We start from the raw sequence: 26,576 nt of genomic DNA, 5'->3' as shown, positions 1-26,576 counted from the left end.
CCTATATTTCTATAATTTCTTGCTCAGCGGTTGACCATTGAACGTGATATTTTTTGCCTTTCGCTTTATCACAACGTTCAAACGTATGAGCTCCAAAGAAATCACGCTGAGCTTGTAATAGATTAGCAGGCAAAACAGCGGTACGCATTGAATCGTAATAAGATAACGATGACGATAACGCGCCAGTTGGTATTCCCATTAAAGTAATATTCGCAATTGCTCTGCGCCATGATTGTTGGTATTTACTTAATTGCTCGGCAAAAAATTTATCAAGTAATAAGTTTTCAAGCTCTTCATTACGTTCAAAAGCATCCGTAATTGATTGTAAGAACACCGCACGTATTATGCAGCCTGCCCGCCAGATTTTCGCGATACTGGCAAAATTAAGTTTCCAGCCATGCTCTTGCTCAGCTAGTTTCATCAACTGGAAGCCTTGGGCATAAGCACAAATTTTCGCACAATAAATAGCATCATGAAGATCATTAATAAGCGCTGATTTTTCTTGCGATGAATAATCTGTTTTTTCTGGACCAGAAAGTAAAGTATCAGCCTGTTCACGCAGTGATTTAAACGATGAAATTGAACGTGCATAAACCGCTTGCGCAATAGTCGGTGCAGGTGCGCCAACTTCTAAACTGCTAACTGCCGTCCAAAGACCTGTGCCCTTTTGCCCTGCTTTATCAAGAATAAGATCAACTAACGGCGTATTCTCGGCATCTTTGTGACGCAATACTTGCACCGAAATTTCCATTAAATAACTATCTAACGGACCTTGGTTCCATTGTTCAAAGATATCTGCAATTTCATCCGTTGATAATGCCAAACCTTCACGCAACACATGGTACGCTTCGCAAATAATTTGCATGTCAGCATATTCAATACCATTGTGAACCATTTTTACATAATGACCTGCACCAGCAGGGCCGATATAAGCAGTACAAGGATCGCCATGATTTATCACTTGTCCTGGCTGCGTGCGTTCAATAGGTTTTCCAGTTTGTGGATCAACCTTTGCGGCTATTGCTTCCCAAATAGGCTTTATCCGTGTCCACGCGTAAGGTGAACCGCTTGGCATCAGTGAAGGACCAAAACGTGCCCCTTCTTCTCCACCTGAAACGGCTGATGAAAACAAAATAAAATCATTTTTGTATTTTTCTTCACGTGCAACAGTATCAACCCATAAACTATTACCAGTATCGATGACAATATCATCTGGTTGAATGCCAGCACCAATTAAACTTTGTGAAACTTGATCAACTGGCTCTCCAGCTGGCACAGACAACACAATAAGGTGTGGCGCTTTTAATTTGGCAAGTAATTCAGTATATGAAGAACAACCAATAACACGACTGGAGTCAGTTTTATTTTCGATTTCATCTTGAGCGATGGCATCCACAACTTTTGCATTATCCAAATCAAAAGCTGCAATGGTGTAGCCATTATCTGCTAAGTTCAATACAAGGTTTTTGCCCATAACTCCAAGGCCAATAAAGCCTATATCACAAAGTTGTTGTTCTTGCGTCATGCGTCATCCAAAGGTAACTGGTTAAAAGTAAATTTTATAATTTTAGTCTAGCCCGTATTTTAACACGCTAGTTATTGAAGTACCCAAAAAATTATCGGAAGATAATTTTATTGTGTTTCATATGTAATATATTTTTATTTAGCTGTAATTATAACAACGATTTGTTAATTTTATAGCATTATTTAACAAGTTTTACTTGTAATTTTCTTAAAATGATGTAATTTTACTACATAATCGAGTTATATAGGTTTTCATTATGACAATTAAGTTAGGAATTAACGGTTTTGGTCGCATCGGCCGTTTTGTTTTTAGAGCTGCGGCACAAAGAAATGATATTGAAGTGGTCGGTATTAACGACCTAATTGACGTTGACTATATGGCTTATATGTTAAAGTATGATTCAACACACGGTCGTTTCGACGGTACGGTAGAAGTTGTAGATGGTCAACTAGTGGTAAATGGCAACACTGTTCGTGTTTCGGCAGAACGCGATCCTGCTCAATTAAAGTGGGATGAAATCGACGTAGATGTTGTGGTTGAATCAACTGGCCTATTCCTCACTGATGAAACTGCACGCAAACATATTGCAGCAGGTGCGAAAAAAGTTGTAATGTCAGCCCCTTCCAAGGATGACACTCCAATGTTTGTTATTGGTGTTAACCAAGATAAATACCAAGGCCAAGACATTGTTTCTAATGCATCTTGTACCACTAACTGTTTAGCGCCAATTGCTAAAGTATTAAATGACAATTGGGGCATTACTGACGGATTAATGACAACAGTTCACGCAACAACAGCAACGCAAAAAACTGTTGATGGCCCATCTGCTAAAGATTGGCGTGGTGGTCGTGGCGCAGGACAAAATATTATTCCTTCGTCAACAGGTGCTGCAAAGGCTGTGGGTAAAGTTATCCCTGAATTAAATGGTAAATTAACCGGTATGTCATTCCGTGTGCCAACCCCAAATGTCTCTGTTGTTGATTTAACGGTTAATCTTGATAAACCAGCAAGTTATGACGAAATCTGCCAAGCAATGAAAACCGCTGCACAAGGTGATTTGAAAGGCGTGTTAGGCTACACCGAAGATCAAGTGGTATCGAATGACTTTGTTGGTGAAACTTGTACTTCAGTCTTTGATGCTGGTGCTGGTATCGCACTAACTGATAATTTTGTTAAAGTGGTTTCTTGGTACGATAATGAAATTGGTTACTCAAATAAAGTGCTTGATTTAGCCGCTTACATTTATCACTACGACAATTAATCACTGTTAATTGTTGTAATAAAAAACGCCAGGTGATTTGATCATCAGGCGTTTTTTTGTTGCTATAGACCTTAACTATTTTACCCAGCACCAATCTCCCCTATTTCATAAGAATTAAGTGAGTTACACGCTATTATTTCCTTATTTATTCACCTGTATATGAATACAGGTATAATAAAAAATCATGGAAATACTAAATTTTTTGCCCTATTAAATATTGTCACCACTTCTCGCTTTGTACACTAACTAATAAATAAGTGATTAATTTTTGGTAGAAATCATTTTTTAAATGCTATTTAATAGGGTAAAAGAAATTCTCGCTAAAAGAATTCTCACTTTGTTCATGGAGAGACGATGACAAACCAATCAAACAACGGACGTTTTATCTATTTAAATCAATTCTCTAGCACTAGTAAAAATCCTTCACTTGAAAAAGTGTCTAGGACTTTATACTAAATGCTCGATAATAAGCGTTATAAGCACAAGGAAATGTATGAGTAACTGGAAAGATTTGAGTCTAATTCAAAAGGTGGTAATCGGCTTATTAATTGCTGCATCAGCTTTTGCTGCACCAGAAATGATGATGCTATTAGATTTTGGAGGCATGGAATTAGCCTTTGGCTTTTTACTTGTCTATTGCAAGCCTTTTATAGTTAGGGCTCAACCAAAAATCAATTGGGTATCCTCACAAATTAACATAGCTAAAGTTGGTTTTCTTAATAGTGCATTGTTTCAGCCTAAAGTTTTTACCACGCATGCAGTGTTTTGTTCAGTTGCTATGATCTTAACGGGGTCATTTGTTTTATCTGTCGGCTTCTTCTTACCCGTATTATTAACAAATGGTCTCTTGGTTTAGTGTAATTGTACTTATAACAAGCGCAGCTATATTTTTCCGCTTAAGCGGACGTTATATGCCTGAGCCTGTCAGTATTTAGCCTAAGGAATGTCTGTGAAGATAAAAGAAGTAAAATTAAATCGATTCAAACGTTTTACCAATCTCAAGTTAACGAACATCCCTGAAACCGCAAAGCTTATAGTGCTGGTTGGGCCGAACGGAAGTGGAAAAACGTCTCTTTTTGAGGCTTTAAATCATTGGTATAAATTCAAAGGTTTCAATGATCGTGGTATCCAAGATTACTTGGAAAAGAATGATGGAGAGATATCTACCCCACAAACTTGGCAGCAAATTTCACAGAATAAGGTGGAGATATCCTTTCACAATGACCAACAGCTAAATCGAGAACAAATAAAGGGGAAGTTCTATTTTCGTACTGCTTACAGAAATGAGCCTGATTTTACTGTTTCTCATCTAAACAAGCAGAACAACCCTGTGGAGACTATAAAACTTCAGAATTTGATGCAGAACGACCAGACTGTTTCCGAAAACTACCAGCGGCTTGTGGCTCAAACACTCGCAGGTGTTTATGAGTCATCCAACAATACCAAAACTGTTGAGCAGCTTAGAGATGAACTGATAGGAAAAATCAAAAATTCTCTATCTAAGATATTTGAGGATCTAAATTTAAGCTCTATTGGTGATCCGTTATCTAATGGCAGTTTTTATTTTGAAAAAGGTACCGCAAAAGACTTTCATTACAAAAACCTATCCGCTGGTGAAAAGTCAGTATTCGACTTGGTTTTAGATATGATTATCAAGTCTAGCTTTTATTCTGATGCTGTTTTCTGTATTGATGAGCCAGAAGCACACATGCATACAAAGCTTCAGTCTAAAGTTCTAAGAGAGCTATATGATTTAACCCCTGATAACTCACAACTTTGGGTTTCCACGCACTCGATAGGAATGCTTAAGGAAGCAGAAGATATTGAAGAGAAAAATCCAGGAACAGTTGTATTTCTTGATTTTGACAACAGAGACTTCGATTTAGCTGAGGTAATTCAGCCAACTCAAATTAGTAGAGCTATTTGGGATCGGTTCTTTGATCTAGCGTTTGCTGACTTCTCAAAACTGATATCTCCTCAGAAAATTGTGTTTTGCGAAGGGACTAGCCAAGGAAGAAAATATCGGGATTTTGATTCATTGATTTACGGAAAGATATTGGGCGAAAAATATCATGGAGCCACGTTCGTATCTGTCGGTTCATGTTCAGAAATAGAAAACATCGAAAACCAATCTGTAAAAATTATATCCAATATATTGAAGTCATCGGAGATCATCAAGTTCGTCGACCGAGATGATAAAAGTGATGAAGAGGTAGCCGAGTTCTTGGCAAAAGGAGTAAGGACTTCTACTAGAAGACACATTGAATGCTACCTACTTGACGATGAGATAATTACGAAATTATGTTCGTCAACTGGGAAGGAGGAATTCATTGATCGGTGCCTTCAGGCAAAATCTCTAGCTATTCAAGAGAGTGTTGGTAGGGGTAACCCTGAAGACGATATAAAATCAGCAAGCGGAAAAATCTTCACTGAAGTAAAAAGAATCCTCGGATTAACGCAATGCGGCAACAATAAGTGCGCTTTTCTTAGGGATACGATTGCGCCTTTGGTTACTCAGGAAACCAAGGTATACCAAGAGATCGAAAATGAGATATTCGGTTAGCGATAAGCATATAACAAGCGCATGTTGTCGGACTGGTTTTCCGCTGCGCTCCAAACCAGCCGCAAATGCGGGCGTTAGGTATTCAATGAGATTTGCGTCATATTTCTGTGTTGCTATAACGATCATCATTTTTAGTTGTGAAGCATTAGGCTCGAATATTAATGACGATCTTTTGCTATCTATTAAAGACGATAACTTAAAAAAGTTTCAGCAGCTTTTATTGGATGGTGCAGACCCGAATTACAGGGATGAAAAAGGTGACCCACAAAATCGACCTGTGGTTATGGAGCAAGCCGCAGTTCATGAGAGCCCAATGTTTTTGCAGTTATGTTTAGAGCATGGTGCCGATCCCGATATTCTTGATGGGTACAAAAGTTCACCTGTAATTCTTGAAGCTGCAAAACATTCGCGGCTCGCAAACGTTAAATTACTTGTCAAGCATGGCGCTAACTTGAATGCTCAGAATAAAAGTGGCAATACGCCACTTCATTTGGCTATAGCTGTTAAAAACTATGATATTGCACATTTTCTGGTTTTGAGTGGTGCATCATTAAAGATCGAGAATAAATGGGGTTACACTCCAGTTGAGCAACTTGAAAAGTTTGAGGATGCAGGAGTAAAAAAAGGTAGTAAATATTACGAGTGGTATCTCAAGTTTGTTGCACTGGTATATGAAAAGAGTACCTAACAAGCTTAATAAAACTAACAAGTACAGTCAGCGAACTCCACCATTGCTGTATTCGTTCGCAACTATATTCAATCAAGTAGTATTTATTTAAACTAAAAAAAGGAATGAAAATGAAGTTATTTAAAAAACTAACACTATTAACCCTTGCTGTATCGAGCTTTGCTTATGCAAATGAAATGGAAATTTCTGCTAAGAAACAAGTAGCCTCTAAAAACACTAAAGTTCAAACGTATATTGGCGATGTCCGCATTTCATTTGCTGATGATAATCAGCCAGAGACTAAAGCAGCAGTTATGCGTTTTGAAAATGGTAAAACCGTTATGGAAGGTGATGTAGAAATTATCCTTAACAATGCTGTAGCGGTAGCGGATAAAGTAACTTATACAGCTTCAAATAGTGGCTTAGTTGCCAAAATGGATAAAGTTACATTTACTTTTAAGTAATCGTTGCTAACAAGGCGCTCAAATCGGACAATGGACTTGTCTCGTTTTAGTGGACACCTCCTCATTACATTGAGGAGGCTACAATGCCTAGATATACCCAACTTAAAAAGACATGGTTTTATCCTGTCGATTTCAAAATCAAAGCAGTCGAACTAAGCTTAAACGACAATGTTATGTCTAAGGATGTTGCACAAGCACTCGATATTCATCCGTTAATGCTCTGCCGTTGGCGTAAAGAATTTATGGCTAAATCGATACCAAATGTTTTAATGTTATTCATGATGGATCCTTTTTTAAGTTTCACAAATATGCCAAAGTCAGGGGGAGTCCATCTCATTCGTTAAGAAGAACATAGGATACCGTCATGACTTCATTAGTTTCGTTAGACCGCCTCCGGTTTCTGTTTAATCGCTTTAGAGAGCGGCTCTGGCTGCGTCCATTGGTGGTATGTCTACTCTCATTAGTTGCGGTCTTTGCGGCCAAAATTATAGATGGATCTGAGTCTGCAAACTTGACTCCTGTTATCGCAAAAGATTCCATTGAAACACTGCTCTCATTATTGTCGGCCAGTATGTTAGTGATAGCCACCTTCTCGGTTGCATCTATGGTGTCAGCATACGCAGCTGCAAGCAGCTCAGCGACTCCACGCTCATTCTCTCTTGTAGTTGCAGATGACGTTTCGCAAAATGCGCTCTCTACCTTTGTTGGCGCATTCATTTTCAGTGTAGTAGCACTTACTGCAGTGAAAAACGCTTTCTATGACCAAGCAGGCTTGTTTATTCTTTTCATTGTCACAGTGTTTGTCTTTGTTATCGTCATCGTCACGTTTGTACGATGGGTTGACGCAATTGCGCGATTGGGACGAATTGGTTCAACCATTGAAAAAGTTGAAAGTGCAACGGAAATTGCGCTTAAAAGACGGTTAGAGATACCGACACTTGGTGGAATATCAATATCAGGTGAACCGGTGTCAGGTGAAGCCGTATATGCAGCAAAAATTGGTTATGTGCAGCATATCGACATGAAGGCAATTCAAGCATGGGCAGAGGATATTGACGCGCGGGTGGTGGTGTCGGCTTTACCTGGCACTTTTACTCTGCACAATCAGGCGTTAGCGTATGTCACCGTTTCATCAAGTGAACAAGCTCGAATTGACTATACTTGCTTGCTCAACTCTTTCCAGATTGGCAACGACCGCACCTTCGAAGATGATCCACGATTTGGCTTGGTCACGTTATCTGAAATTGCAGCCCGAGCGCTCTCACCGGGAGTCAACGACCCAGGCACAGCGATAAAAGTTATTGGCTCATTAATACGTTTAATTTCTCTTTTTAATGGCCCTTCAAAAACGGTGAATGAAAACGACGCTAAGTATAACCGAATTGCTGTGCCACAGATCTTGATATCTGATATGTTTGAAGATGCTTTTACCTCTATAGCACGTGATGGCGCTGGGTCTGTAGAGGTTTGCGTTCGTTTACAAAAGGCTCTGGGTTCCCTTGAGTCACTCGACAATGAGGAAGTTAAAAAAGCGGCCCGATATCACGGAGATTTAGCTTTAAAACGGGCAAGTAAAGTACTTGATATAGATGAAGATTTAGCTGCTGTTAAAAAGGCTGCAAGCAATCCGCAGCCAAGTTAGAGTCAAATTTAAAAACTAATGATTACATGGACCGAGACATGACATTAATACTTGTTTTTTGCACTGCATTAGCCCTAGTGTTTACGTTACTTCCCCTATTCCGTCATCCGCACTGGATCATCAGGGTGATGGACTTTCCGCGCTTACAATTTGCTACTTTCATAGCTAGCTTGCTTATTGTCGATTTTATGTTCCTCAATTTGCAATCGGTATTAACTTGGCTACTAATCTCAATCGCCGCATTGTGTTTAATTTGGCAATTATGGTGGATTTTACCTTATACCTTCTTGTGGCCTACCGAAGTTAAGAAAGCGAGTAACATCAGCTTTGAAAATCAAATTAGTATTTTGACCGCCAATGTTCTAACTCCCAACCGAAAAGCAGACCAGTTAATTCAATTGGTAAAAGAGTATAACCCCGATGTGCTTGTCACACTTGAATCTGACCAATGGTGGGAAGATCAGCTTAAGGTACTTGAAGTCGATATGCCCTACTGCGTGAAATGTCCGCTGGACAACCTTTATGGTATGCATGTTTTTTCAAAATTACCGTTAGACGAGCAAGAAATATGTTATTTAGTCGAAGACGATGTTCCGTCCATACACACAACTTTGAGGTTACGCTCAGGCAAAACAGTTCGCATGCATTTTGTTCACCCAGCGCCACCTAGCCCAACTGAAAACCCAGAGTCGGCTGAGCGGGACGCCGAATTAGTAATATTGGCTCAAAGTGTTGCCGAAAGTGATCAACCTGTCATAGTCACAGGCGATCTTAATGATGTAGCATGGTCAGCTACCACGCGCCTTTTTCGTAAAATAAGTGGTTTGTTAGATCCGCGAGTCGGGCGTGGAATGTTCAACACTTTTCATGCAGACTTTGCTTTTCTGCGCTGGCCTCTAGATCACTTATTTCACAGCAAACATTTTATTTTAAACACAATTAAACGATTACCTTCGTTCGGTTCTGATCATTTCGCCTTACTGACTATATTGACATTTTCACCTAAGAGAGGAGTTTATCAAGAAGGCTTAGAGTATGATGGTTCTAACCATGAGTGGTCAAAAGAAATAGCAGAAGAACAGGGTGTGAGCAAGGAAGATGTGCCAGCTCTAGGAGAGTCTAAGTGAGAGCAATCTCGTTAAATGTGGAAATCAATCGCCTAACAAAGCACTATTGGCGTACTGGATTTTCGCTGCGCTTCAAAAAAGCAAATAAAACGCGGCATTAGCACGTAGTATTTATTTAAACTCAAAAAAGGAATGAAAATGAAGTTATTTAAAAAACTAGCACTATTAACCGTTATGGTATCAAGCTTTGCTTCTGCAAATGAAATGGAAATTTCTGCACAGAAACAAATGTTCTCTAAAAATACTAAAGTTCAAACGTATATTAGTGATGTCCGCATTTCATTTGCTGATGATAATCAGCCAGAGACTAAAGCAGCAGTTATGCGTTTTGAAAATGGTAAAACCGTTATGGAAGGTGATGTAGAAATTATCCTTAACAATGCTGTAGCGGTAGCGGATAAAGTAACTTATACAGCTTCAAATAGTGGCTTAGTTGCCAAGATGGATAAAGTTACATTTACTTTTAACTAATCGTTTCTATACAAGACGTTTAAACGGAGAATTCATCAATGAGTGCTAAACGTTACCCATTACCAAAACGTTTCAATGCAGCTCTTTCTGAAAGAGCATACGATAAACTTCGCGCCTTAAATGCGCATTATGGTTTTGGCAATAACTACATACTTACCATACTCTTAGAGTCACTTGATGATGTCGCTGACTCAAAGTTTTTGGAAAAAGCTTTTCGTGATTTTGAAGCCGAGTACGGTGCACCAAAAATTGACAAAATGGGAAAGTAGTTTAAATTTATGTGAATCAAAAATACTCGCATAACAAGGCTATAAACCTTGCCAAAACTATGGTCTGGGACAACTTCACTTTGGCACATTGAAGACGAATGAAGAGCCCGTATCAGTCGTTATGTATATAAGAGGGATAGGAAATGAGCGCATCTGGTTCTTGTTTATGTGGTGAGGTTAATTTTGAAATCGATGGGGATTTTGAAAGCTTTTATCTTTGCCATTGTCAGTATTGCCAAAAAGATACAGGTTCAACACATGCTTCAAATTTATTTTCATCTGTAGCAAAGCTTATTTGGCGATCTGGCCAAGAAAACATAAAAACTTATAAATTACCTTCAACGAAGCATATCAGAAGCTTTTGTTCTAACTGTGGTTCTGCCCTACCAAGCGTACAAATGAATGATAAATTACTTGTTGTGCCAGCGGGTAGTCTTAATGAAAATATATCCATTAAACCCAATGCACATATTTTTACTGCTAGTCGTGCAAATTGGGATTGTGAATTAGAAAGCATTAAATCATATAAACAATTCCCTCAATAAACGTATATGTAACTTCTAGCCAACAAAAAAGCGCTAAATAGCGCTAAATAGCGCTTTTTTGTTGGTTAAGTATTAGTTAGCTTATCGTTTAATCAGTCGACGATGTAACCCAAACAGGAATAATGAAATACCGGTTAACCAACCAAATCCTGCCCCTTTACGTTCAATTTTTTCTTGAACTTCTGAGCAATCTTCAACTTCGCCAGCTATCGGTGATAACTTAACAGCACGCAATACATCTTCTGTTAATGCATTACCACTATCGTCATACATCAGTTCACCTTTTGCATCGCGACGATGTACTTTAACAATGGCTGTTGCAGAAATTTCATTGTTTTCATTAATATCGCGCGCTTCAATCACTGTATATTCAGAATCACAACTTAAGAAACTATTAAGATCTGAGAAGGTATCTGTATTGATATCGTACATAAACCCGTGCGTACGACGCGGATTAGAGCCGCTATCATTATGAGTTTCAAACTCGGCATCACCAACGATGATACCATGTTCATTAATGGCTCTTGCACTACTTGCCGAACCAGTAAAAAAGCCTTGTGGTAACACCATTTCAGGGTTTTCTGCATTGGTATCTACATAATAAAACTTTTCGCGGAACGAACCATTACTTAACGTTCTAGCATGGCCAACAGCAATACCCGCGTCATTAATATCATAAGCACGAGATTCAAAATATTTACTGTGATCTTCGGTGAAGTCAGTTACCTGCCCATCTTTAAAAACGACCGCATAAGTGCTGGCTCGTTCTCTCGAACTTGGTTCAGTTACCGTTTCATCAATCCAGCCGGTCGCATAACCAACAGCCACGCCATGATTATTTATTGCTTGCGCGACACTGACTTGTTGACGAGTATCTTCAGGATGAGGTGTGACTAAATAACCAAGTGCCTCAGTTGAAACTTCCCCATTGATATCTAGTTGCCACTTGAATGCTTCGGTATTGTACATGGTCTCACCAATACGTTGCACACAAGCTTCAAATGGTAAATTCTTTAAATTGTCAGGATCTTTACAACCACCGTCTTCATTTTCAATTAAATCCACCGCATCTTGGTTAATTTCGGTACTGGCATAGCCAACAGCAAGACCGTTATCATTGATATCCAATACGGCTGAAGCACCGCCATAACGGTTTTCAGATGGCATAATTGGGATAATAGTCTCACCACGATCCGGGGATAAAAAACCACGCGAGGTAAATTCTCTCAACCATAAAGTGACTTCATCGCCATCATCTTCGGTAAAATCTAACGGTAAGTGTGGCGCAGAACTATTACCATATATCCAACCTTGATCGGTAATACCATTAATATAATCAATCGTTGAACGGGTATAAGTTTGGGTACCTTCAAAATATTGGTCAAAAACGATGAACTCTTTCGACTCGCCACCAAAATTGGTTAACGCCATCACATCACCGTGTTTTTGGTAATAAAGGCTAGACGCTTTTGACTGTAAAAAACGGATCACCCAGGATAGATCATTTCCCGTTGGGTTGCCTGCTCTTAAGGCAGTTTCATCTTCAATGTTGCCAAGTTCGTGAACATTTTCATGTTGTAAATCAGCAAGACGCACTATTTCGTCGAAATCAGTTTCATCTAAGTATTGAAATTGCACGGGAAAGTTATAAAGCCCCGTACCAGAGATAGCCATTTGACCCACATTGTTTTCTTGCTGAGAGTAGGTATATTTAAGCTTATCCGCAGCACCTTTATCGATAATTTGGTAAGTTGCGGCCTGTGCTGTCGATAACATTAACGCACTACTGACACTAATGGTTAATATTGTTTTTACAAAATTTTTCATTTAACTAAATTACTCTCACTTCTTGCTATTTTTCGTCTAACTCTTGCCATCTGGCATAAGCAACTTCGAGCTTGGACTCACTTTCTTCAAGCTGGTTCAATATTTTCTTTGTTATTTCAGTTTCCTGCGTAAAAAAGTCAGCATCATTCACCTGCTCCTGCAAAGTTGCGATGTCTTGTTCTAACTCATCGATTAACTCTGGTAGTGATTCAAGCTCACGTGACTCTTTATACGACAATTTTTTCTTTGCCGGTTTTGCTTGTGTTTTCTTAGCTTCAGCTTTGTTGGTTTCTTTTGTATCAGACTCAACACTTGCTGCCATATGTTTTCGCTGCTGTTCTTTATGGGCGTTATAACTGTCTACATCATCATAACCACCAACAATTTGTGTAATATGTCCACTTCCATCAAAGTAAAGACACGTATTCACACAATTATTGACAAAATCGCGATCATGGCTGACTAAAATAACGGTTCCTGCGTAATTTGCAACGACTTCTTCTAATAACTCTAAAGTTTCTATGTCCAAATCATTGGTTGGTTCATCGAGGATCAGTAAATTACTAGGACGTAAGAACAATCTCGCAAGTAGTAGTCGATTTTTTTCTCCACCAGAAAGTGCCCTTACCGGTGTGCGTGCGCGTTTAGGGCTAAATAGAAAATCCTGTAGATAACCTAAAACATGGCGTGTTTTACCATTGACGGTAATATCTTGCTTACCATCGGCAACAGTGTCTTGCACGGTTTTATCGGGATCAAGAGCTTCACGATGTTGATCAAAGTAAGCAATATCTAAATTTACACCCACTCGCATCTTGCCAGAGGTTGGCGTTAACTGTTCCATTAGCAACTTTATTAAAGTCGATTTGCCCGTACCATTAGCGCCAATAAGTGCAATTCTATCACCGCGAGTGATCAACAAATCTAATTGCTTGATAATGGTTTTACCATCAAAGGCCATGGATAATTGCTCTGATTCAAAAACCAATTTGCCTGAGCGGTCACCATGAGAAATTTTCATATCACTTTGATGGCGTACTTCACGACGTTTTTGTCGTTCAAGTCTCAGTTTTTCTAAAGCACGAACACGCCCTTCATTACGGGTGCGACGAGCTTTAATACCTTGTCTTATCCACACTTCTTCATCAGCTAATTTCTTATCAAATAGCGCATTTTGTGTCGCTTCAACTTGTAAATCGTGCTGTTTTTGCTCAATGTATAAGTCGTAATTTCCAGGATAACTGGTCAGTTGACCACGATCTAAATCGAGGATCCGAGTAGATAAGCCGCGAATAAATGCCCTATCATGACTGATAAACACTATGGTGCCAGAGAAATTTTTTAAAAATTGCTCTAACCACAACACGCTTTTTATGTCTAAGTGGTTTGTCGGTTCATCTAACAGCAAAACATCAGGCGATGACACTAAGGCTTTGGCTAATGCAAGTTTTCTTAGCCAACCACCGGATAAATCACTGACGAGTTGATCAGGATTAAGCGATAAAGTTGATAATACTTGTTCAATGCGTTGTTCGTCTTGCCATGCATTGGCTTGCTCTAACGCTTGTTGAGTATTGGCCAAGTGAGTTAAATTGTCTTCGCTTGGATCTTCGGCAACGATAGAAATAAGTTGATGATATTGTTTGATAAGCTCGGCATTTTCTTCAACGCCTTGAGCAACATAATCAAATATTGACATCGCACAAGACTCTGGCGGATCTTGCTCTAACATGGCGATATGTACATCACTTGAAATAAGTAATTGGCCATCATCTAGTAGTTGCTGACCATTAAGGATTTTCATTAATGACGATTTACCCGCGCCATTTCGCCCTACCAAACACACTCGCTCACCTTGTTTAATGGTAAGATCGGCTTTGTCTAAGATACTGTCTTCACCAAAGGCCAGTTCACCTTTCGTTATCCGTATTAATTCCATTAATGCATCAGCTCTTCAATTTGTTGTTGGGTAAATGGCCAAAACAATTTTTGTCCATCTGATAAGCGCTCAAGTACAGGAATATGCACGCCATATTGCTCAGCCAAATGTTCATGCTCAACAATATCGACGACCTGTAAAGATGGCTCCAGCTTTGCTTGCTGACATAGTTGTAGTGCCTGTTCACACAAGTGACAGCCTTCACTACTGTATAAATTAAATGTAATTGTCATTTGCTACTCCGAAACTCGAGTAATGAGCCAACTATTATGAATATGCTTATTGCGAGCAAAATCTTTGTCTCGGGTTTGTTCGCTTATATTTTTAGCTGATAGCCCAAGCGCGGTTAATTGCTCATTATCCATTTTAAAATTGCGTTTATTATTGGTAAAAATAATTTCACCTTCAGGGTTTAATGAGTTGAGCGCGTCTGACAATACCTTGATATGATCACGTTGTACATCAAAGCTCTCACCCATTCGCTTTGAGTTTGAAAATGTCGGCGGGTCAATAAAAATAATGTCATACCCTTGCTTATTTTCTTTTAACCACTGTAAACAGTCGGCTTGGACAAATTGATATTTGTGACCCGATAACTTATTTAAAGCAAAGTTATCTTGCGCCCAATTAAGGTAAGTATTCGACATATCAACCGTTGTCACAGAATCGGCGCCATGTAAGGCAGCCTGAACTGATACAGAACCGGTATAGGCAAATAAGTTCAGTAACGATTTATTTTTAGCTTTTTCTGCAACGATTTGACGAGTTTTTCGATGATCTAAAAACAAGCCAGTGTCTAAATAATCCCAAAGGTTAACTTTTAATTTTGCACCATATTCATCTACCGTTATCGCTTGGTGGGTTTGGGCAACTTTTTGATATTGATTACTGCCCTTTTGCTTGGCACGTGTTTTTAGCACGACCTTGTCGGTACCAATTTCAAGCACTTTAGGGGCAAAATAAATGACTTCTTGTAGGCGCTTAGCAACTTTTTCAGGCTCAATGTTAGCAGGTGCAGCATATTCTTGGATCACTAAATGATCGTTATACACATCTACAGCGACATTGTACTCTGGGATATCAGCATCATATAAGCGGTAACATTGAATGTGCTCTTTTTTAAGCCAGTTCTTTAATGATTTTTTGTTTTTCTTTAGACGATTAGCAAATGCTGAGTCTTGTTCGGCAAACTCACTACTTGGCAGTAGTTTATCTTTGGCCATTTGCTTTTCATCAATATTATACATGGCTAATTGACAATCCAACGGGCCATTTTTAAATTTATAACGCTTAAAACTAGTGAGTTTTAGCATTTGCAGTAATTCTATATTGGCGGTCAAAATGGCAACTCGCCATGTTGAAAATTGGCTTTTCAGTTTTTGCCCTAATAAAACAAAGCTCTCAACCAGCTCTGGTAACTCACCAATACGCTCGCCATAAGGCGGGTTAAACAAAATGGTACCGGGGCCGCCAAAGACATTGTTCATCTTATTGGCGTCTTTACAAGAAAACTCAATATATTGCTGTAGCCCTGAGTTTCTGGCATTTTGCTGTGCTGTTTTTATCACTCGGCTGTCAATATCAAGACCAAACACTTTCACTTTGAGCGTTTCTAGTCCTTGATTGGATGCTTGAGTTGCTGATGCTAAAGCTTGTTGCCAGATTTCATCATCATAACCTAACCAATGTTCAAAGCCCCATCGCTGGCGATCAATACCCGGTGCATAGCCAGCCGCCATTGAAACAGCTTCAATTAATATCGTGCCTGAGCCACACATTGGGTCAACTAAAGGCTTAGTGGTATCTTCTAACCAGCCAGAACGTTTGATAATAGCCGCAGCAAGGTTTTCTTTTAGCGGCGCAGCCCCCGAATGTTGACGATAGCCACGTTGGAACAAACTGCGACCAGAAAAGTCTAGATAAATGTTAACTTCTTGCTTTAATAACCGCGCTTGAAAGCGAATGTCAGGGGCATTTTTATCAACTGATGGACGATCTAGCCCTTGATCTCTAAAATGATCGACTAACGCATCTTTAACGGTTAATGCGCCAAATTGACTGTTACGGATTTCATCGCTCTTACCAACAAAATCGATGGCAAAGCTGGCACTTGGGCTAAATAATGACGACCAGTCGATTGCAGCTGCCGCATTAAATAGCTCTTCTTTATTTTTTACCTCGCCATGACCAATATTAAGTAAAATACGAGTAGCAAGGCGTGTCCATAAACAAATATGATAAGCGTTATCAATCGATGAGGTAAAATATACCCCTTCAGGTTTTTGAATGACATTTTCAGCACCTAATGAAGTTAATTCGTCCGCCAGTAAAATTTCAATACCGGGTGATGTCAGCGCTAAAAATTGATGCATAATAAAATTCCTGAAAATAATTGAGCGCGATTATAAACAAAGACGCGGTTAACTCATAGGTGTTTTCCCCTGAAAACTCACTAAAATTAACTATTGTCGGTTACTTTTACTGCTAATTGTCCAACATATGAGCAACCAAGTAATAAAATCAAAAAAACTTAATAAAACGCCTTGCATTCTCCACGAACTATCCTTAAGATACGCCTCGTTTTCAAGACACCGAAAACATTCGTTAATAATCGAATTAAAACATTATTGGCTTTCCTCGATAAGAGGCATTCGGACGCGGGATGGAGCAGCCTGGTAGCTCGTCGGGCTCATAACCCGAAGGTCGTCAGTTCAAATCTGGCTCCCGCAACCAATTCTTTATTAAGTTTAGAATCAAAATAAAACTTTTTGGGATGTTCGACCTTAGGTCGTCAGTTCGCTCATATCAAATAACGGGCTCCCAGAACTAATTCTTTTTGTGTTAGAATTAAAACAGACACAGCATTCTTAAGTATAGAATTCAAACTTACTTGGCTTGTTTAGAGATTCCTCTAAACCATTCGGACGCGGGATGGAGCAGCCTGGTAGCTCGTCGGGCTCATAACCCGAAGGTCGTCGGTTCAAATCCGGCTCCCGCAACCAATTCTCTTTTATATCCGTAATCTAATTTACAGTTTGAACAATGAACGACCTTCAAGTCGTCGGTTACCTCTTTTATTCGTTAGACAGCTTTCTCGTTATTTTCTTATTATATTGATTGAAAAGTTTATTAGCTTCTGGACTAAAAGCTGTACATTTTGCCCTACTGTTCAGACTTTCTCCTTTTTATAAAACTTTTATCTACCCAATGAACAACGTAATATGTGATTTGGTAGTAATTGATTAAAGTTATGACGAAACAACTTCATACAGAAACAAAAGACGATAATTTATTGATAGACACAGTCAGTAAATATGTCTACCACAATAACAGCAGGCAATTGCAACACGATAATGTAATTGTTGAATTGCCGTTGCAAATTCGCTTGTTGTGGACTGAAAATAACCAAGTAAATAATAAAGTATTTACCATTACCATGCGTACGCCAGGTAATGATCAACAATTAATTACAGGATTGCTCTTTTGTGAAGGAGTGATCCAAACCGTGCAAGATATTGACTATATTTCCCCAGATCATGAATCAAACAATCAGTGGGAAGTAAAACTGAATAATCAATGCCAACCTCAGTTATCAAGTTTAGAACGGTTTCAAGTCAGTTATAGTAGCTGTGGCTTATGCGGGACCACCTCACTTAAATCTCTTGAACTTAAAAGTCCCCCTCATTTATCAAGAAAAAAACAATGGTTAGCAACTGATGTAATTTATCACATGCCTAAAAAAATGAGAGACGAGCAGCTGATGTTCGATCAGACAGGCGGTGTTCATGCCGCCGCATTATTTGATCAACACGCCAAGCTTATTGATATCTATGAAGATATAGGTCGACACAATGCACTCGATAAATTAATCGGTCATTTAATTGCAACCACTACCGCACCTCTTGATTGCAGCGCATTAGTTATCAGCAGTCGTGTTAGCTTTGAAATAATACAAAAAGCTGTCATGGCAGGCATTCCAGTACTTATTGCCGTTGGCGCGCCAACAGCACTTGCGATAAAAGCGGCTAAACGTTTTAATTTAACATTAATCGGTTTTGCCAGCGCACAAACATTTAATTTATACCATGGTCAATGGCGACTAAAAGAGATACCAGAGGAAACAAAATGTCGAAAAACTTAACGCAATTGGCACGTAGAAAAGGAATTGATAATACTCTATTTCAACAATTAGTCGTGGGTGAAGACAGTCACTCTAAGGCTAAACGTAACGCATTAGCAAAAGATTTTCTTATTGGTGAAGCTATCGTTTATGGTACAGCAAGTTTCTATGACTTTATTGACGGTGCTAATGCCAATAAAAAAGCCTATGTGTGTAATGGCTCTTCTTGCTTGTGTGCCGGTACCCAAGACCGGGTGAAAGAACAGTTGTTAACTGAGTTTGACGAACAAGAGATTGGTCATGTTACTTGTCTAGGGCGCTGTAGTGAAAATAGTGCTTTTCAAATTAATAAAATAAACTATTCAGGCAATAATATTGAACAACTGAGCCACATTCTCAGCGATAGTAATTTTACTTCAGCTGAACATTATCATGTGGAATGTTTAATGGCTGAAGCTATGTTAACTGCTAATATCGATAACCCATCAGAGTATTATCAGTTATTCACCCAGCTACAAACTACAGAAACACCACAGCAAACCTTAGATAAAATTTCGCAATCAGGGCTTCGCGGACGAGGTGGTGCAGGTTTTCCTACCGGTTTTAAATGGCAATCATGTCGAGATATTGCCGCACAAGAAAAATACATTGTTTGTAATGCCGATGAAGGCGATGCTGGCGCATACAGTGATCGTTATCTACTAGAACAGCGCCCACATGCGGTATTGTTTGGCATGCTGATGGCGGGTTATTTAGTTGGCGCAAGCACTGGGGTATTGTATATCCGTGATGAATATCCCGCAGCGATCAGCGCCTGTGAACAGGCAATCAAGGAATATACAGCACTTAACTTGCCGATTGATTTTACCTTTAAAATCATACGTGGAGCGGGTGCTTATATTTGTGGCGAAGAAACCGCATTATTACGCTCAATTGAAGGACAACGACCATTAGTATCGGTCAGACCCCCTTTTCCGACAGAAAGCGGTTTATTTGGCTGCCCTACAGTATTAAATAATGTCGAAACCTTTGCCGCTATTCATTGGATATTAGATGGCAATGAAGCTCGTTATCAAGCCATCGGTAATGGCAAATCCACTGGCAGCAAATTAATTTCGCTAGATAGCAGCTTTAATAAACCCGGCATTTATGAAGTTGCAATGGGAACACCACTTGAGCAAGTATTTAAACGTGCTGGCGGATTTGCTAGACCGCTTAAAGCACTACAAATTGGTGGGCCGCTTGGTGGCGTTGTTCCGATAGAAAAAATATCACAACTTAGTGTTGATTTTGAGTCATTTGCCCAACAGGGTTTTTTACTCGGTCATGCCAGTGTCATTGGTATTCCTGAAAATATTAGAATGATTGATTATCTCGAGCACTTATTTGAATTTACCGCAGCCGAATCTTGCGGTAAGTGCTATCCCTGTCAATTAGGTTCAGTTCGTGGTCAGGAAATCATCCAACATGCGAAACAAGGCGATGACGCCATCGATATGAATTTATTAAGTGACTTACTGGAAACCATGGAATTAGGCTCTCTTTGTGCGCTTGGTGGTGGTGTACCTCTACCGATAAAAAATATTTTACAGTATTTTAGTGATGAAATATCGCCCTATGTTAAAACTGATGCAGATGAACATACTCAACAAGCGATAAATGATGGAGGACAAGCACATGACTAAGCTAACGACGCAAGAAAGTTCTCCTACAGCGCAAGCATTTTTAAACGGGGTTGCTTATCCGATTATCAAAGGGGAATCGATTTTAGATTTTAGTCGCCGATTAGCGCAAGCAATCCCTACTTTATGTGATGATAGCCGATTAGATGCTTATGGCAGCTGCCGAGTTTGTTCTGTTGATGTTGCCTTAACAGCAGATGGCCCGCGAAAAGTGATGGCTTCATGTCATACCCCCATTAATGAAGGTATGCATATTTTTACTCATTCAGAGCGCGTTGAGAAGTTACGTAAAAACATTGTTGAGCTTGTACTCAGTGATCATCCAGACAATTGTGGCGACTGCGAATCCAACTTAAACTGTGAATTACAAGATGTGGCAATAGCAACAGGTGTACGAGAAGTACGTTTTGTTAACCCGAAAAAAAGCGCGGATAACCTCCCCGCTGTCAGTTTCGACCAAAGTCATCCATATATGCGGATGGATTTAACTAAATGTATTGATTGTAATCGTTGTATTCGCGCTTGTGATGAAATACAAGGTGAGCAAGTATTAAGTGCTACAGGACGCGGTTTTAATAGTCGGATAATTAAGGGGCAAGATGTCACTTTTTCCGAGTCAGATTGTGTCTCTTGTGGTGCTTGTGCACAAACTTGCCCAACGGGGGCTATTTCTGATGTTTTTCGCGCTAACGTCACTCAAGATGCTGAAAAAATTCGTACCGTATGCTCTTATTGCGGCGTGGGTTGTAATTTAGAAGTGTCAGTAAAAGATAATCAAATACAGTCAATTGAAGCGCCGGAAGATGCTAAAGTCAATGCTGGGCATACCTGTTTAAAAGGACGTTATGCTTGGCGCTTTTACAATCACCCAGACCGATTAACCAGTCCAATGATCCGTAAAAATGGAGAATTACAACCGGCTAGCTGGCAAGAAACGTTTCAATATTTAGCTAAGCGATTAACACAGATAAAATCGGCCCATGGAAGTGATGCCATCGCAGGTATTTCTTCGGCTCGCTGTACTAACGAAGAAAACTATTTATTACAGAAAATGATCCGCGTGATCATCGGTACCAATAATATTGATTGCTGTGCGCGTGTTTGCCACTCACCAACAGCTTATGGTATGCAGCACAGTTTTGGCACGGGCGCTGCCACCAATTCAATCGATGATATCAAAGATACCAATTTTATCATGCTGATTGGCGCAAACCCGACAGCAGCACACCCAGTAACGGGTGCAAAAATCAAACAAAAAGTGATGAAAGGTACGCCTTTAATTGTCATTGATCCGGTAAAAACAGAGTTAGCCCGATACGCCAACTGGCATATTCAATTACGACCAGGTACTAACGTGGCGGTACTGAATATGATGGCCTATTTTATCATCGAAGCAGAACTGGTTGATAAAGCATTTATTGAAAGTCGCACCGAGGCTTATCAATCCTATCAACAAGCTATTTTATCACTCGATATTGACGAGTTAGCGCATACAGCTGGTGTCGATAAGCACTTAGTAAAAAGTGCAGCTCTTGCCTATGCTAAAGCTGATAACGCCATGAGCTTTCACGGTTTAGGTGTGACAGAGCACAGCCAAGGCAGCCGCGCGATTATGTCTATTGCCGATCTGGTGATGCTCACCGGAAACATTGGCCGCAGAGGCGTAGGGATGAACCCACTGCGCGGTCAAAATAATGTACAAGGTGCCGCCGACATGGGCTGTCAACCTCATCAGGGTGCTGGTTATTTCCCTGTTAACCTTGATGAAAGTCACGCATATTATCAAGCTCATTATCAAAGTGAAATCCCAAAGGAAATTGGCTACAAAATCCCTGAAATGTTTAATGCCGCCATTGCCGGTGATTTAAAAGCGCTTTGGATTTTAGGTGAAGATGTTGTACAAACCGATCCTAATCAAAATCATGTCATTGCAGCGCTTTCAAACTTAGATTTATTAGTAGTACAAGAAATATTTTTATCAGAAACGGCGAAAATGGCTGATGTGGTATTACCTGGCAGCTCCTTTTTGGAAAAAAGCGGCACATTTACCAATGGTGAACGCCGTGTGCAAAAAGTGAACGCAGTTGTCGCGCCCAAACAAGGTTGTAAAACCGATGGTCAGATCATTGTTGAGATGATGAATGCCCTTGGTTATCAACAAGCTGACTATGATGCTGCAACTATGTTAGAAGAAATCGCTCAAGTGGTGCCCTTTTTTGCGGGTATCACTTGGGATAACCTTGGTGATAACGGCTTACAATGGCCTGTGAAACCATCAGGAGAAGATACACAGATTCTGCACCTTGATTCCTTTAAACGAGGTTTGGGTAAATTCCATTTTTACCCCTTTGAAGAAAGTGTTGAAGTAACTCAAAATGGCGAGCAATTTCCTTTTATATTAACCACATCACGTAATTTAGAGCACTACAATGCAGGTACTATGACCCGAAGAACCTGTAATGAAAAAATTGTTAGTGAAGATATTTTATTGATCAACCCGCAAGATGCTAAAGATAAAGGCATAGGTAATCACCAAGCCGTTCGGTTATTTTCTGCGCGCGGTGAAATCACGCTCAAAGCTGAAATCAGTGATAAGGTAAATAGCGGTATCTTATTTACTACGTTTCATTTTCCAGAATTAATGATCAATCGTGTTACTGGCGATGTCACTGACAACGAGACAAAATGTCCCGAATATAAAGTTGTTTCTGTTGACATTGAGCGCTGTGACAAAACACCCAACACTCAGGTTATTTAGAGGAGGCACAATGATTAAATTAGGTCGCTATCAACACTTTAAAGGCAATTATTATCAAGTGCTACATTTAGCAAAGCACAGTGAAACCGAAGAATACCATGTGGTTTATCAACCAGAATATGGTGAAAGAGAAATTTGGATAAGGCCGCTTTCCATGTTTGATGAAATCATAGAACGTGAGGGAGAATCTTTTAAGCGCTTTAAGTATGTGGGTGAATAATCATTGTTAATTGACCTGCTCTACAGCCAATAAATCCCCTGGCTGGCAGTCTAGCGCGTCACATAAAGCTAACAGTGTGGTAAAGCGTAATGCTTTGGCTTTACCACATTTCAACTTAGATAAATTAGCGATAGTGATATCAACCGTTTGCGATAGCTCGGTCAGCGACATTTTATTTTTCGCTAACAAAGCATCTAAATTAATTCGTACCTGTTTTGCCATCTGTGATTTTTTGATTATCAATTGCGTGTTGGGTGAATGACTTTATCGATAAACGATAAATATTTATTGATTATCGATAAATTTGTCTCTATAGTGAAACTTATCTGCTCAAAAGTCAACCACAAAGGGAAATGAGTTATGTATGTGATTTTTATACCAATCATTGCAATATTGTATCTGATAATAATTACTGTGCTTAGTTATCGATTAGGGAAAACAAAAACCGATAATCCAAAAATGGCGGCAATCATCGGTTTTATTTTGGCATGTTTACCACCATTTGCGTTAATTTATCTGGCGGTATTAGTTTTTAAAGATGAAGTATCTGTTGTTTAACCACCAAACTTTACAAATTATCAGCTAATCCAGAGTTAACACTACTTTACCGATATTTTGATTGGTCATTAATATTTGATGCGCCTGCTCTGCCTGCTGCCAAGGCAGAGTGCTATCAATCACGGGCTTTATTTCATCTTTAATGATCAATGCACTAAATTGCTGCAAAAACTCAGATACCAGTTCACTTTTATAGTGATCACTTCGATTACGCAACGTTGTCGCGCTAATACAAAGGCGTTTCATTAATAATTTTGCCACATCAAGCTGTTCACAGTAACGCCCACCAAGCATGGATAAAATGACAATTCGGCCATCAAGCGCAGCCACATTAACATTTTTACTGAGGTAATCCCCCGCTACCACATCGATAATAACATCAAAACTGAGCGCTTTATCTTTGCAATAATCCACAAAGTCAGTGTCTTTATAGTTAATCACGTGATCTGCCCCTAATGCTAAACAAGCCTGTGCTTTCTCCTGATTACTAGTGGTAACCACCACATAGGCTTGTTTAGCTTTTGCCAGTTGAATCGCCGCCGTGCCAACGCCGCTGGCTCCGGCATGGATTAATACTCTTTCATTAGGTTTTAATGAAGCAATAGAAAATAAACATTGATAGGCAGTTAGAAAGGTTTCTGCAAGGGCTGCCCCCTGAACATAGTCATAATGAGCTGGTAATTCAATTAGATGATCTGCTTTGACCCTCACGTACTCCGCATAGCCTCCGCCAGGCACTAATCCACAAACTTTATCACCAACGGCTTTATTGGTGACCTGATCGCCACAGGCAACAATTTCACCGCTAATTTCTATACCTAGTACCGTCGATTCTCCCTTTGGTGGTGGATATTGACCGGCTCTTTGCAAAATATCAGCGCGATTAACACCAATGGCTTTTACTTTTACTAAACATTCTTTTTCGCTAATTGTAGGCGTAGCGATACTATTAAACACCAGCGATTGCTGCTGGTCTACATCAATAAACTTCAACGATTTACCCTTTTATTGTTAGCCAATTGAGAAATGATTATGATCTTGCCAAGGTACTTCTTTGGTAGTGACATTAGTGACTTCTGCTGACTCAGGACCATGATTTAACCATTGGATCATTTTATCAACATTTTCCTGTTCACCACACATTAATACTTCAACATCTCCATCTCCAAGGTTATGAGCGTATCCGCTTAAACCATACTCAATTGCCATTTGTTGGCTAGAAGCACGAAAGTATACGCCTTGTACTTTGCCACTAACTCGGGCTAGATAACTCACACTCATCACTCATCTCTCTTGTTAATTTTTTTAAATAGATGATTGCACCTAATGATAGCATTGACTAAACTCGGCGCAATTTATTAATGCATTACTAAGTATAGGCAAATGTCAGCAATTATTTATTTAAAAGTCAGTCGTGAGAAGTCATTATTGAGGAAACACCCTTGGGTGTTCTCAAAAGCGATCAATAAAATCAAAGGGAATCCTATGTTGGGGGACACGGTTGATATTTGTGATCATAAAGGAAACTGGCTGGCACGCGGTGCCTATTCACCAGAATCTCAAATTAGAATAAGAGTGTGGACATTTGATCAAAGTGAAGAGATTGATCAGGAATTTTTTCGTAAAAAATTGTTAAATGCCCAAAAAAGACGTGACTGGTTTATCGAACAAGGCCAATTAACAGGTTATCGATTAATTGCTGGTGAATCGGATGGACTCCCTGGCATTACCATAGATAAGTACGATAACTTTATTGTTTGCCAGCTACTTAGTGCCGGTGCCGACTTTCACCGATACACCTTAGTAGAATGCTTAAAATCACTTTATCCCGATTGTCATATTTATGAACGCTCTGATGTTGATGTGCGTAAAAAAGAAGGTTTAGAACCTGTAACGGGTTGGTTAACCGCTCCACATACCACTACCCAAACAGTCATCGAAGAATATGGCATTAAAATCCACGTCGATGTCGCACAAGGCCATAAAACTGGCTTTTATCTCGATCAAAGAGAGTCACGCGTAACCGCTGGGCGTTATGCGAAAGGTAAATCGGTGCTGAATTGCTTCTCTTATACCGGTACGTTTTCCTTGCATTGTGCAGCAAATCAGGCAAAAGAAGTGATCAATGTTGACGTTTCAGAACAAGCCCTAGATATTGCCAAACAAAACCTAGCATTAAATCAACTCGATGATGCAAACGTCAGTTTTATTAAAGAAGATGTGTTTAAGTTATTACGACGTTTTCGCGCAGAAAAGCGAACATTCGATATGATTATTTTAGATCCGCCAAAATTTGTCGAATCTAAAGCACAATTAACGGGGGCATGTCGTGGTTACAAAGATATCAATATGTTAGCCATGCAATTGCTCAATCCAAATGGCACATTGTTAACATTTTCTTGTTCAGGTTTAATGGAAGCGAGCTTATTTCAAAAAGTGGTCGCGGATGCAGCATTAGATGCAAAACGAAATACCTACTTCGTTGAGCGCTTACATCAAGCCCCAGATCACCCTGTTTCATCCAATTATCCTGAAGGATATTATTTGAAAGGTTTAGTGTGCCAAGTAGAATAACTACTTGGCCACCGCTAGCTAATCTATCTCGGCAATATTAATGCCGACTAAGAAGCACTCCGGCCCTTCTTCTGTGACTCGTACGACTTTTCCTCGAACATCTAGAGGTTGTACGGCATTGCCTGCAGAATCTACACTCACTCGAACATTAGTATTAATTTCTATTGGGTGTGGCATTTCAATTGCGATGCCAGTAGCACTTAAATCACGACAAGTGGCTGTGACCATGCTGTTGGCTTCATCATCGATAATAGTCACCGTAACATCACTATTAAGCATCATGCGGTAAAAGCTGCGTTTATCATCGTAATTAACCATTAATTACTACTCCATATATTATTATTGCCGCTTAACTCAGTTATAC

Annotated in this window: 25 protein-coding genes, 2 tRNA genes and 1 pseudogene; 19 read left to right on the top strand and 9 right to left on the bottom strand. The window is 39.6% G+C overall.

The window, feature by feature from the left end:
* Window position 1: 1 nt before the first annotated feature.
* Window positions 2-1,525 carry an NADP-dependent phosphogluconate dehydrogenase gene (gene gndA / locus IV514_RS13220; RefSeq protein ID WP_206485732.1) on the bottom strand — a complete coding sequence of 508 codons (1,524 nt, stop codon included), beginning with the start codon at window positions 1,523-1,525 and terminating at the stop codon, window positions 2-4.
* 256 nt (window positions 1,526-1,781) lie between these two features.
* Here gndA and gap point away from each other — a divergent pair, with 256 nt between their 5' ends.
* From gap to IV514_RS13165, 11 genes and pseudogenes are all read left to right on the top strand, one after another.
* Window positions 1,782-2,786 (top strand): type I glyceraldehyde-3-phosphate dehydrogenase, encoded by a 1,005-nt coding sequence (gene gap, locus IV514_RS13215; RefSeq protein WP_206485731.1) that lies wholly within the window; start codon window positions 1,782-1,784, stop codon window positions 2,784-2,786.
* 493 nt (window positions 2,787-3,279) lie between these two features.
* Complete coding sequence (locus IV514_RS13210) at window positions 3,280-3,642, top strand: hypothetical protein (protein WP_206485730.1); 363 nt, start codon at window positions 3,280-3,282, stop codon at window positions 3,640-3,642.
* Window positions 3,643-3,735: 93 nt separating this feature from the next.
* A complete protein-coding gene (locus IV514_RS13205; protein ID WP_206485729.1) occupies window positions 3,736-5,349 on the top strand; it encodes an ATP-binding protein in 1,614 nt (537 codons plus the stop codon).
* Window positions 5,350-5,434: 85 nt separating this feature from the next.
* The gene (locus IV514_RS13200) at window positions 5,435-6,037 is read left to right on the top strand and encodes an ankyrin repeat domain-containing protein (protein WP_206485728.1); all 603 of its coding nucleotides are present in this window, start codon (window positions 5,435-5,437) and stop codon (window positions 6,035-6,037) included.
* Window positions 6,038-6,147: 110 nt separating this feature from the next.
* Window positions 6,148-6,480: a hypothetical protein gene (locus tag IV514_RS13195; protein ID WP_206485727.1), complete on the top strand. Its 333-nt coding sequence runs from the start codon at window positions 6,148-6,150 to the stop codon at window positions 6,478-6,480.
* An 83-nt stretch (window positions 6,481-6,563) separates the two neighbouring features.
* Window positions 6,564-6,722, top strand: a pseudogene (locus tag IV514_RS13190) (transposase); the annotation flags it as partial.
* A 122-nt stretch (window positions 6,723-6,844) separates the two neighbouring features.
* On the top strand, window positions 6,845-8,122 hold the full coding sequence (locus tag IV514_RS13185) for a DUF2254 family protein (RefSeq protein WP_206485726.1): 1,278 nt from the start codon (window positions 6,845-6,847) through the stop codon (window positions 8,120-8,122).
* Window positions 8,123-8,160: 38 nt separating this feature from the next.
* Entirely contained in the window at window positions 8,161-9,249 is a 1,089-nt protein-coding gene (locus IV514_RS13180) for an endonuclease/exonuclease/phosphatase family protein (RefSeq protein ID WP_206485725.1), read from the top strand.
* A 138-nt stretch (window positions 9,250-9,387) separates the two neighbouring features.
* The gene (locus IV514_RS13175; RefSeq protein WP_206485724.1) at window positions 9,388-9,720 is read left to right on the top strand and encodes a hypothetical protein; all 333 of its coding nucleotides are present in this window, start codon (window positions 9,388-9,390) and stop codon (window positions 9,718-9,720) included.
* A 38-nt stretch (window positions 9,721-9,758) separates the two neighbouring features.
* The gene (locus IV514_RS13170; RefSeq protein ID WP_206485723.1) at window positions 9,759-9,989 is read left to right on the top strand and encodes a hypothetical protein; all 231 of its coding nucleotides are present in this window, start codon (window positions 9,759-9,761) and stop codon (window positions 9,987-9,989) included.
* A gap of 143 nt (window positions 9,990-10,132) precedes the next feature.
* The gene (locus IV514_RS13165; RefSeq protein WP_206485722.1) at window positions 10,133-10,534 is read left to right on the top strand and encodes a GFA family protein; all 402 of its coding nucleotides are present in this window, start codon (window positions 10,133-10,135) and stop codon (window positions 10,532-10,534) included.
* Between the two features lie 81 nt (window positions 10,535-10,615).
* On the opposite strand, the gene IV514_RS13160 is transcribed toward IV514_RS13165, so the two are convergent.
* Genes IV514_RS13160 through rlmKL form a run of 4 tightly spaced genes read right to left on the bottom strand, consistent with a single transcriptional unit; the run spans window position 10,616 to window position 16,672 of the window.
* Window positions 10,616-12,361, bottom strand: coding sequence for a DUF3466 family protein (locus tag IV514_RS13160; protein ID WP_206485721.1), 1,746 nt, complete (start codon window positions 12,359-12,361; stop codon window positions 10,616-10,618).
* Between the two features lie 25 nt (window positions 12,362-12,386).
* Window positions 12,387-14,300, bottom strand: a complete 1,914-nt coding sequence (locus tag IV514_RS13155) for an ABC transporter ATP-binding protein (RefSeq protein WP_206485720.1) — start codon at window positions 14,298-14,300, stop codon at window positions 12,387-12,389.
* Complete coding sequence (locus IV514_RS13150) at window positions 14,300-14,533, bottom strand: glutaredoxin family protein (RefSeq protein ID WP_206485719.1); 234 nt, start codon at window positions 14,531-14,533, stop codon at window positions 14,300-14,302. The genes IV514_RS13155 and IV514_RS13150 overlap by 1 nt, the downstream gene beginning before the upstream one ends.
* Before the next feature lie 3 nt (window positions 14,534-14,536).
* Entirely contained in the window at window positions 14,537-16,672 is a 2,136-nt protein-coding gene (gene rlmKL, locus IV514_RS13145) for a bifunctional 23S rRNA (guanine(2069)-N(7))-methyltransferase RlmK/23S rRNA (guanine(2445)-N(2))-methyltransferase RlmL (RefSeq protein ID WP_206485718.1), read from the bottom strand.
* 284 nt (window positions 16,673-16,956) lie between these two features.
* On the opposite strand from rlmKL, the gene IV514_RS13140 reads away from it, so the two are divergent.
* The 6 genes from IV514_RS13140 (at window position 16,957) to IV514_RS13115 (ending at window position 23,080) form a co-directional block, all read left to right on the top strand.
* Window positions 16,957-17,033: transfer RNA gene (locus tag IV514_RS13140), tRNA-Met, on the top strand.
* 192 nt (window positions 17,034-17,225) lie between these two features.
* Window positions 17,226-17,302 (top strand) — tRNA-Met (locus tag IV514_RS13135).
* A 248-nt stretch (window positions 17,303-17,550) separates the two neighbouring features.
* On the top strand, window positions 17,551-18,441 hold the full coding sequence (gene fdhD / locus IV514_RS13130) for a formate dehydrogenase accessory sulfurtransferase FdhD (RefSeq protein ID WP_206485717.1): 891 nt from the start codon (window positions 17,551-17,553) through the stop codon (window positions 18,439-18,441).
* A complete protein-coding gene (locus tag IV514_RS13125; protein ID WP_206485716.1) occupies window positions 18,426-20,105 on the top strand; it encodes an NADH-ubiquinone oxidoreductase-F iron-sulfur binding region domain-containing protein in 1,680 nt (559 codons plus the stop codon). The genes fdhD and IV514_RS13125 overlap by 16 nt, the downstream gene beginning before the upstream one ends.
* The gene (gene fdhF, locus IV514_RS13120) at window positions 20,098-22,860 is read left to right on the top strand and encodes a formate dehydrogenase subunit alpha (RefSeq protein WP_206485715.1); all 2,763 of its coding nucleotides are present in this window, start codon (window positions 20,098-20,100) and stop codon (window positions 22,858-22,860) included. Before IV514_RS13125 ends, fdhF begins: the two co-directional genes overlap by 8 nt.
* 10 nt (window positions 22,861-22,870) lie before the next feature.
* Window positions 22,871-23,080, top strand: coding sequence for a DUF1653 domain-containing protein (locus tag IV514_RS13115; RefSeq protein WP_206485714.1), 210 nt, complete (start codon window positions 22,871-22,873; stop codon window positions 23,078-23,080).
* A 6-nt stretch (window positions 23,081-23,086) separates the two neighbouring features.
* Here the strand turns inward: IV514_RS13115 and IV514_RS13110 are convergent, their stop codons facing one another.
* Complete coding sequence (locus IV514_RS13110) at window positions 23,087-23,302, bottom strand: helix-turn-helix transcriptional regulator (protein ID WP_206485713.1); 216 nt, start codon at window positions 23,300-23,302, stop codon at window positions 23,087-23,089.
* A 144-nt stretch (window positions 23,303-23,446) separates the two neighbouring features.
* Between IV514_RS13110 and IV514_RS13105 the strand changes: the two genes are divergently transcribed.
* Window positions 23,447-23,638: a hypothetical protein gene (locus IV514_RS13105; protein WP_241242387.1), complete on the top strand. Its 192-nt coding sequence runs from the start codon at window positions 23,447-23,449 to the stop codon at window positions 23,636-23,638.
* 24 nt (window positions 23,639-23,662) lie between these two features.
* Here the strand turns inward: IV514_RS13105 and IV514_RS13100 are convergent, their stop codons facing one another.
* Both IV514_RS13100 and IV514_RS13095 read right to left on the bottom strand, forming a co-directional pair.
* Window positions 23,663-24,631 (bottom strand): NAD(P)H-quinone oxidoreductase, encoded by a 969-nt coding sequence (locus IV514_RS13100; protein ID WP_206485711.1) that lies wholly within the window; start codon window positions 24,629-24,631, stop codon window positions 23,663-23,665.
* An 18-nt stretch (window positions 24,632-24,649) separates the two neighbouring features.
* On the bottom strand, window positions 24,650-24,919 hold the full coding sequence (locus IV514_RS13095; RefSeq protein WP_206485710.1) for an acylphosphatase: 270 nt from the start codon (window positions 24,917-24,919) through the stop codon (window positions 24,650-24,652).
* A 102-nt stretch (window positions 24,920-25,021) separates the two neighbouring features.
* Between IV514_RS13095 and IV514_RS13090 the strand changes: the two genes are divergently transcribed.
* A complete protein-coding gene (locus tag IV514_RS13090) occupies window positions 25,022-26,212 on the top strand; it encodes a class I SAM-dependent methyltransferase (RefSeq protein WP_206485709.1) in 1,191 nt (396 codons plus the stop codon).
* Window positions 26,213-26,230: 18 nt separating this feature from the next.
* Here the strand turns inward: IV514_RS13090 and IV514_RS13085 are convergent, their stop codons facing one another.
* Window positions 26,231-26,530, bottom strand: a complete 300-nt coding sequence (locus IV514_RS13085; RefSeq protein ID WP_206485708.1) for a PilZ domain-containing protein — start codon at window positions 26,528-26,530, stop codon at window positions 26,231-26,233.
* Window positions 26,531-26,576: the final 46 nt, after the last annotated feature.

Origin of the sequence: Thalassotalea sp. G2M2-11, from assembly GCF_017168195.1 — a bacterium.
Classification (GTDB): Bacteria; Pseudomonadota; Gammaproteobacteria; order Enterobacterales; family Alteromonadaceae; genus Thalassotalea_E.
The sequence above is the reverse complement of the archived record's forward strand: the minus strand, read 5'-3'. Positions and strand labels throughout refer to the sequence as shown.

Coding starts and splice junctions, on each gene's coding strand:
- gndA (WP_206485732.1), bottom strand. CDS start 1,525: ATGACGCAAGAACAACAACTTTGTGATATAGGCTTTATTGGCCTTGGA.
- gap (WP_206485731.1), top strand. CDS start 1,782: ATGACAATTAAGTTAGGAATTAACGGTTTTGGTCGCATCGGCCGTTTT.
- IV514_RS13210 (WP_206485730.1), top strand. CDS start 3,280: ATGAGTAACTGGAAAGATTTGAGTCTAATTCAAAAGGTGGTAATCGGC.
- IV514_RS13200 (WP_206485728.1), top strand. CDS start 5,435: ATGAGATTTGCGTCATATTTCTGTGTTGCTATAACGATCATCATTTTT.
- IV514_RS13195 (WP_206485727.1), top strand. CDS start 6,148: ATGAAGTTATTTAAAAAACTAACACTATTAACCCTTGCTGTATCGAGC.
- IV514_RS13185 (WP_206485726.1), top strand. CDS start 6,845: ATGACTTCATTAGTTTCGTTAGACCGCCTCCGGTTTCTGTTTAATCGC.
- IV514_RS13180 (WP_206485725.1), top strand. CDS start 8,161: ATGACATTAATACTTGTTTTTTGCACTGCATTAGCCCTAGTGTTTACG.
- IV514_RS13175 (WP_206485724.1), top strand. CDS start 9,388: ATGAAGTTATTTAAAAAACTAGCACTATTAACCGTTATGGTATCAAGC.
- IV514_RS13170 (WP_206485723.1), top strand. CDS start 9,759: ATGAGTGCTAAACGTTACCCATTACCAAAACGTTTCAATGCAGCTCTT.
- IV514_RS13165 (WP_206485722.1), top strand. CDS start 10,133: ATGAGCGCATCTGGTTCTTGTTTATGTGGTGAGGTTAATTTTGAAATC.
- IV514_RS13160 (WP_206485721.1), bottom strand. CDS start 12,361: ATGAAAAATTTTGTAAAAACAATATTAACCATTAGTGTCAGTAGTGCG.
- IV514_RS13155 (WP_206485720.1), bottom strand. CDS start 14,300: ATGGAATTAATACGGATAACGAAAGGTGAACTGGCCTTTGGTGAAGAC.
- IV514_RS13150 (WP_206485719.1), bottom strand. CDS start 14,533: ATGACAATTACATTTAATTTATACAGTAGTGAAGGCTGTCACTTGTGT.
- rlmKL (WP_206485718.1), bottom strand. CDS start 16,672: ATGCATCAATTTTTAGCGCTGACATCACCCGGTATTGAAATTTTACTG.
- fdhD (WP_206485717.1), top strand. CDS start 17,551: ATGACGAAACAACTTCATACAGAAACAAAAGACGATAATTTATTGATA.
- IV514_RS13125 (WP_206485716.1), top strand. CDS start 18,426: ATGTCGAAAAACTTAACGCAATTGGCACGTAGAAAAGGAATTGATAAT.
- fdhF (WP_206485715.1), top strand. CDS start 20,098: ATGACTAAGCTAACGACGCAAGAAAGTTCTCCTACAGCGCAAGCATTT.
- IV514_RS13115 (WP_206485714.1), top strand. CDS start 22,871: ATGATTAAATTAGGTCGCTATCAACACTTTAAAGGCAATTATTATCAA.
- IV514_RS13110 (WP_206485713.1), bottom strand. CDS start 23,302: ATGGCAAAACAGGTACGAATTAATTTAGATGCTTTGTTAGCGAAAAAT.
- IV514_RS13095 (WP_206485710.1), bottom strand. CDS start 24,919: ATGAGTGTGAGTTATCTAGCCCGAGTTAGTGGCAAAGTACAAGGCGTA.
- IV514_RS13090 (WP_206485709.1), top strand. CDS start 25,022: ATGTCAGCAATTATTTATTTAAAAGTCAGTCGTGAGAAGTCATTATTG.
- IV514_RS13085 (WP_206485708.1), bottom strand. CDS start 26,530: ATGGTTAATTACGATGATAAACGCAGCTTTTACCGCATGATGCTTAAT.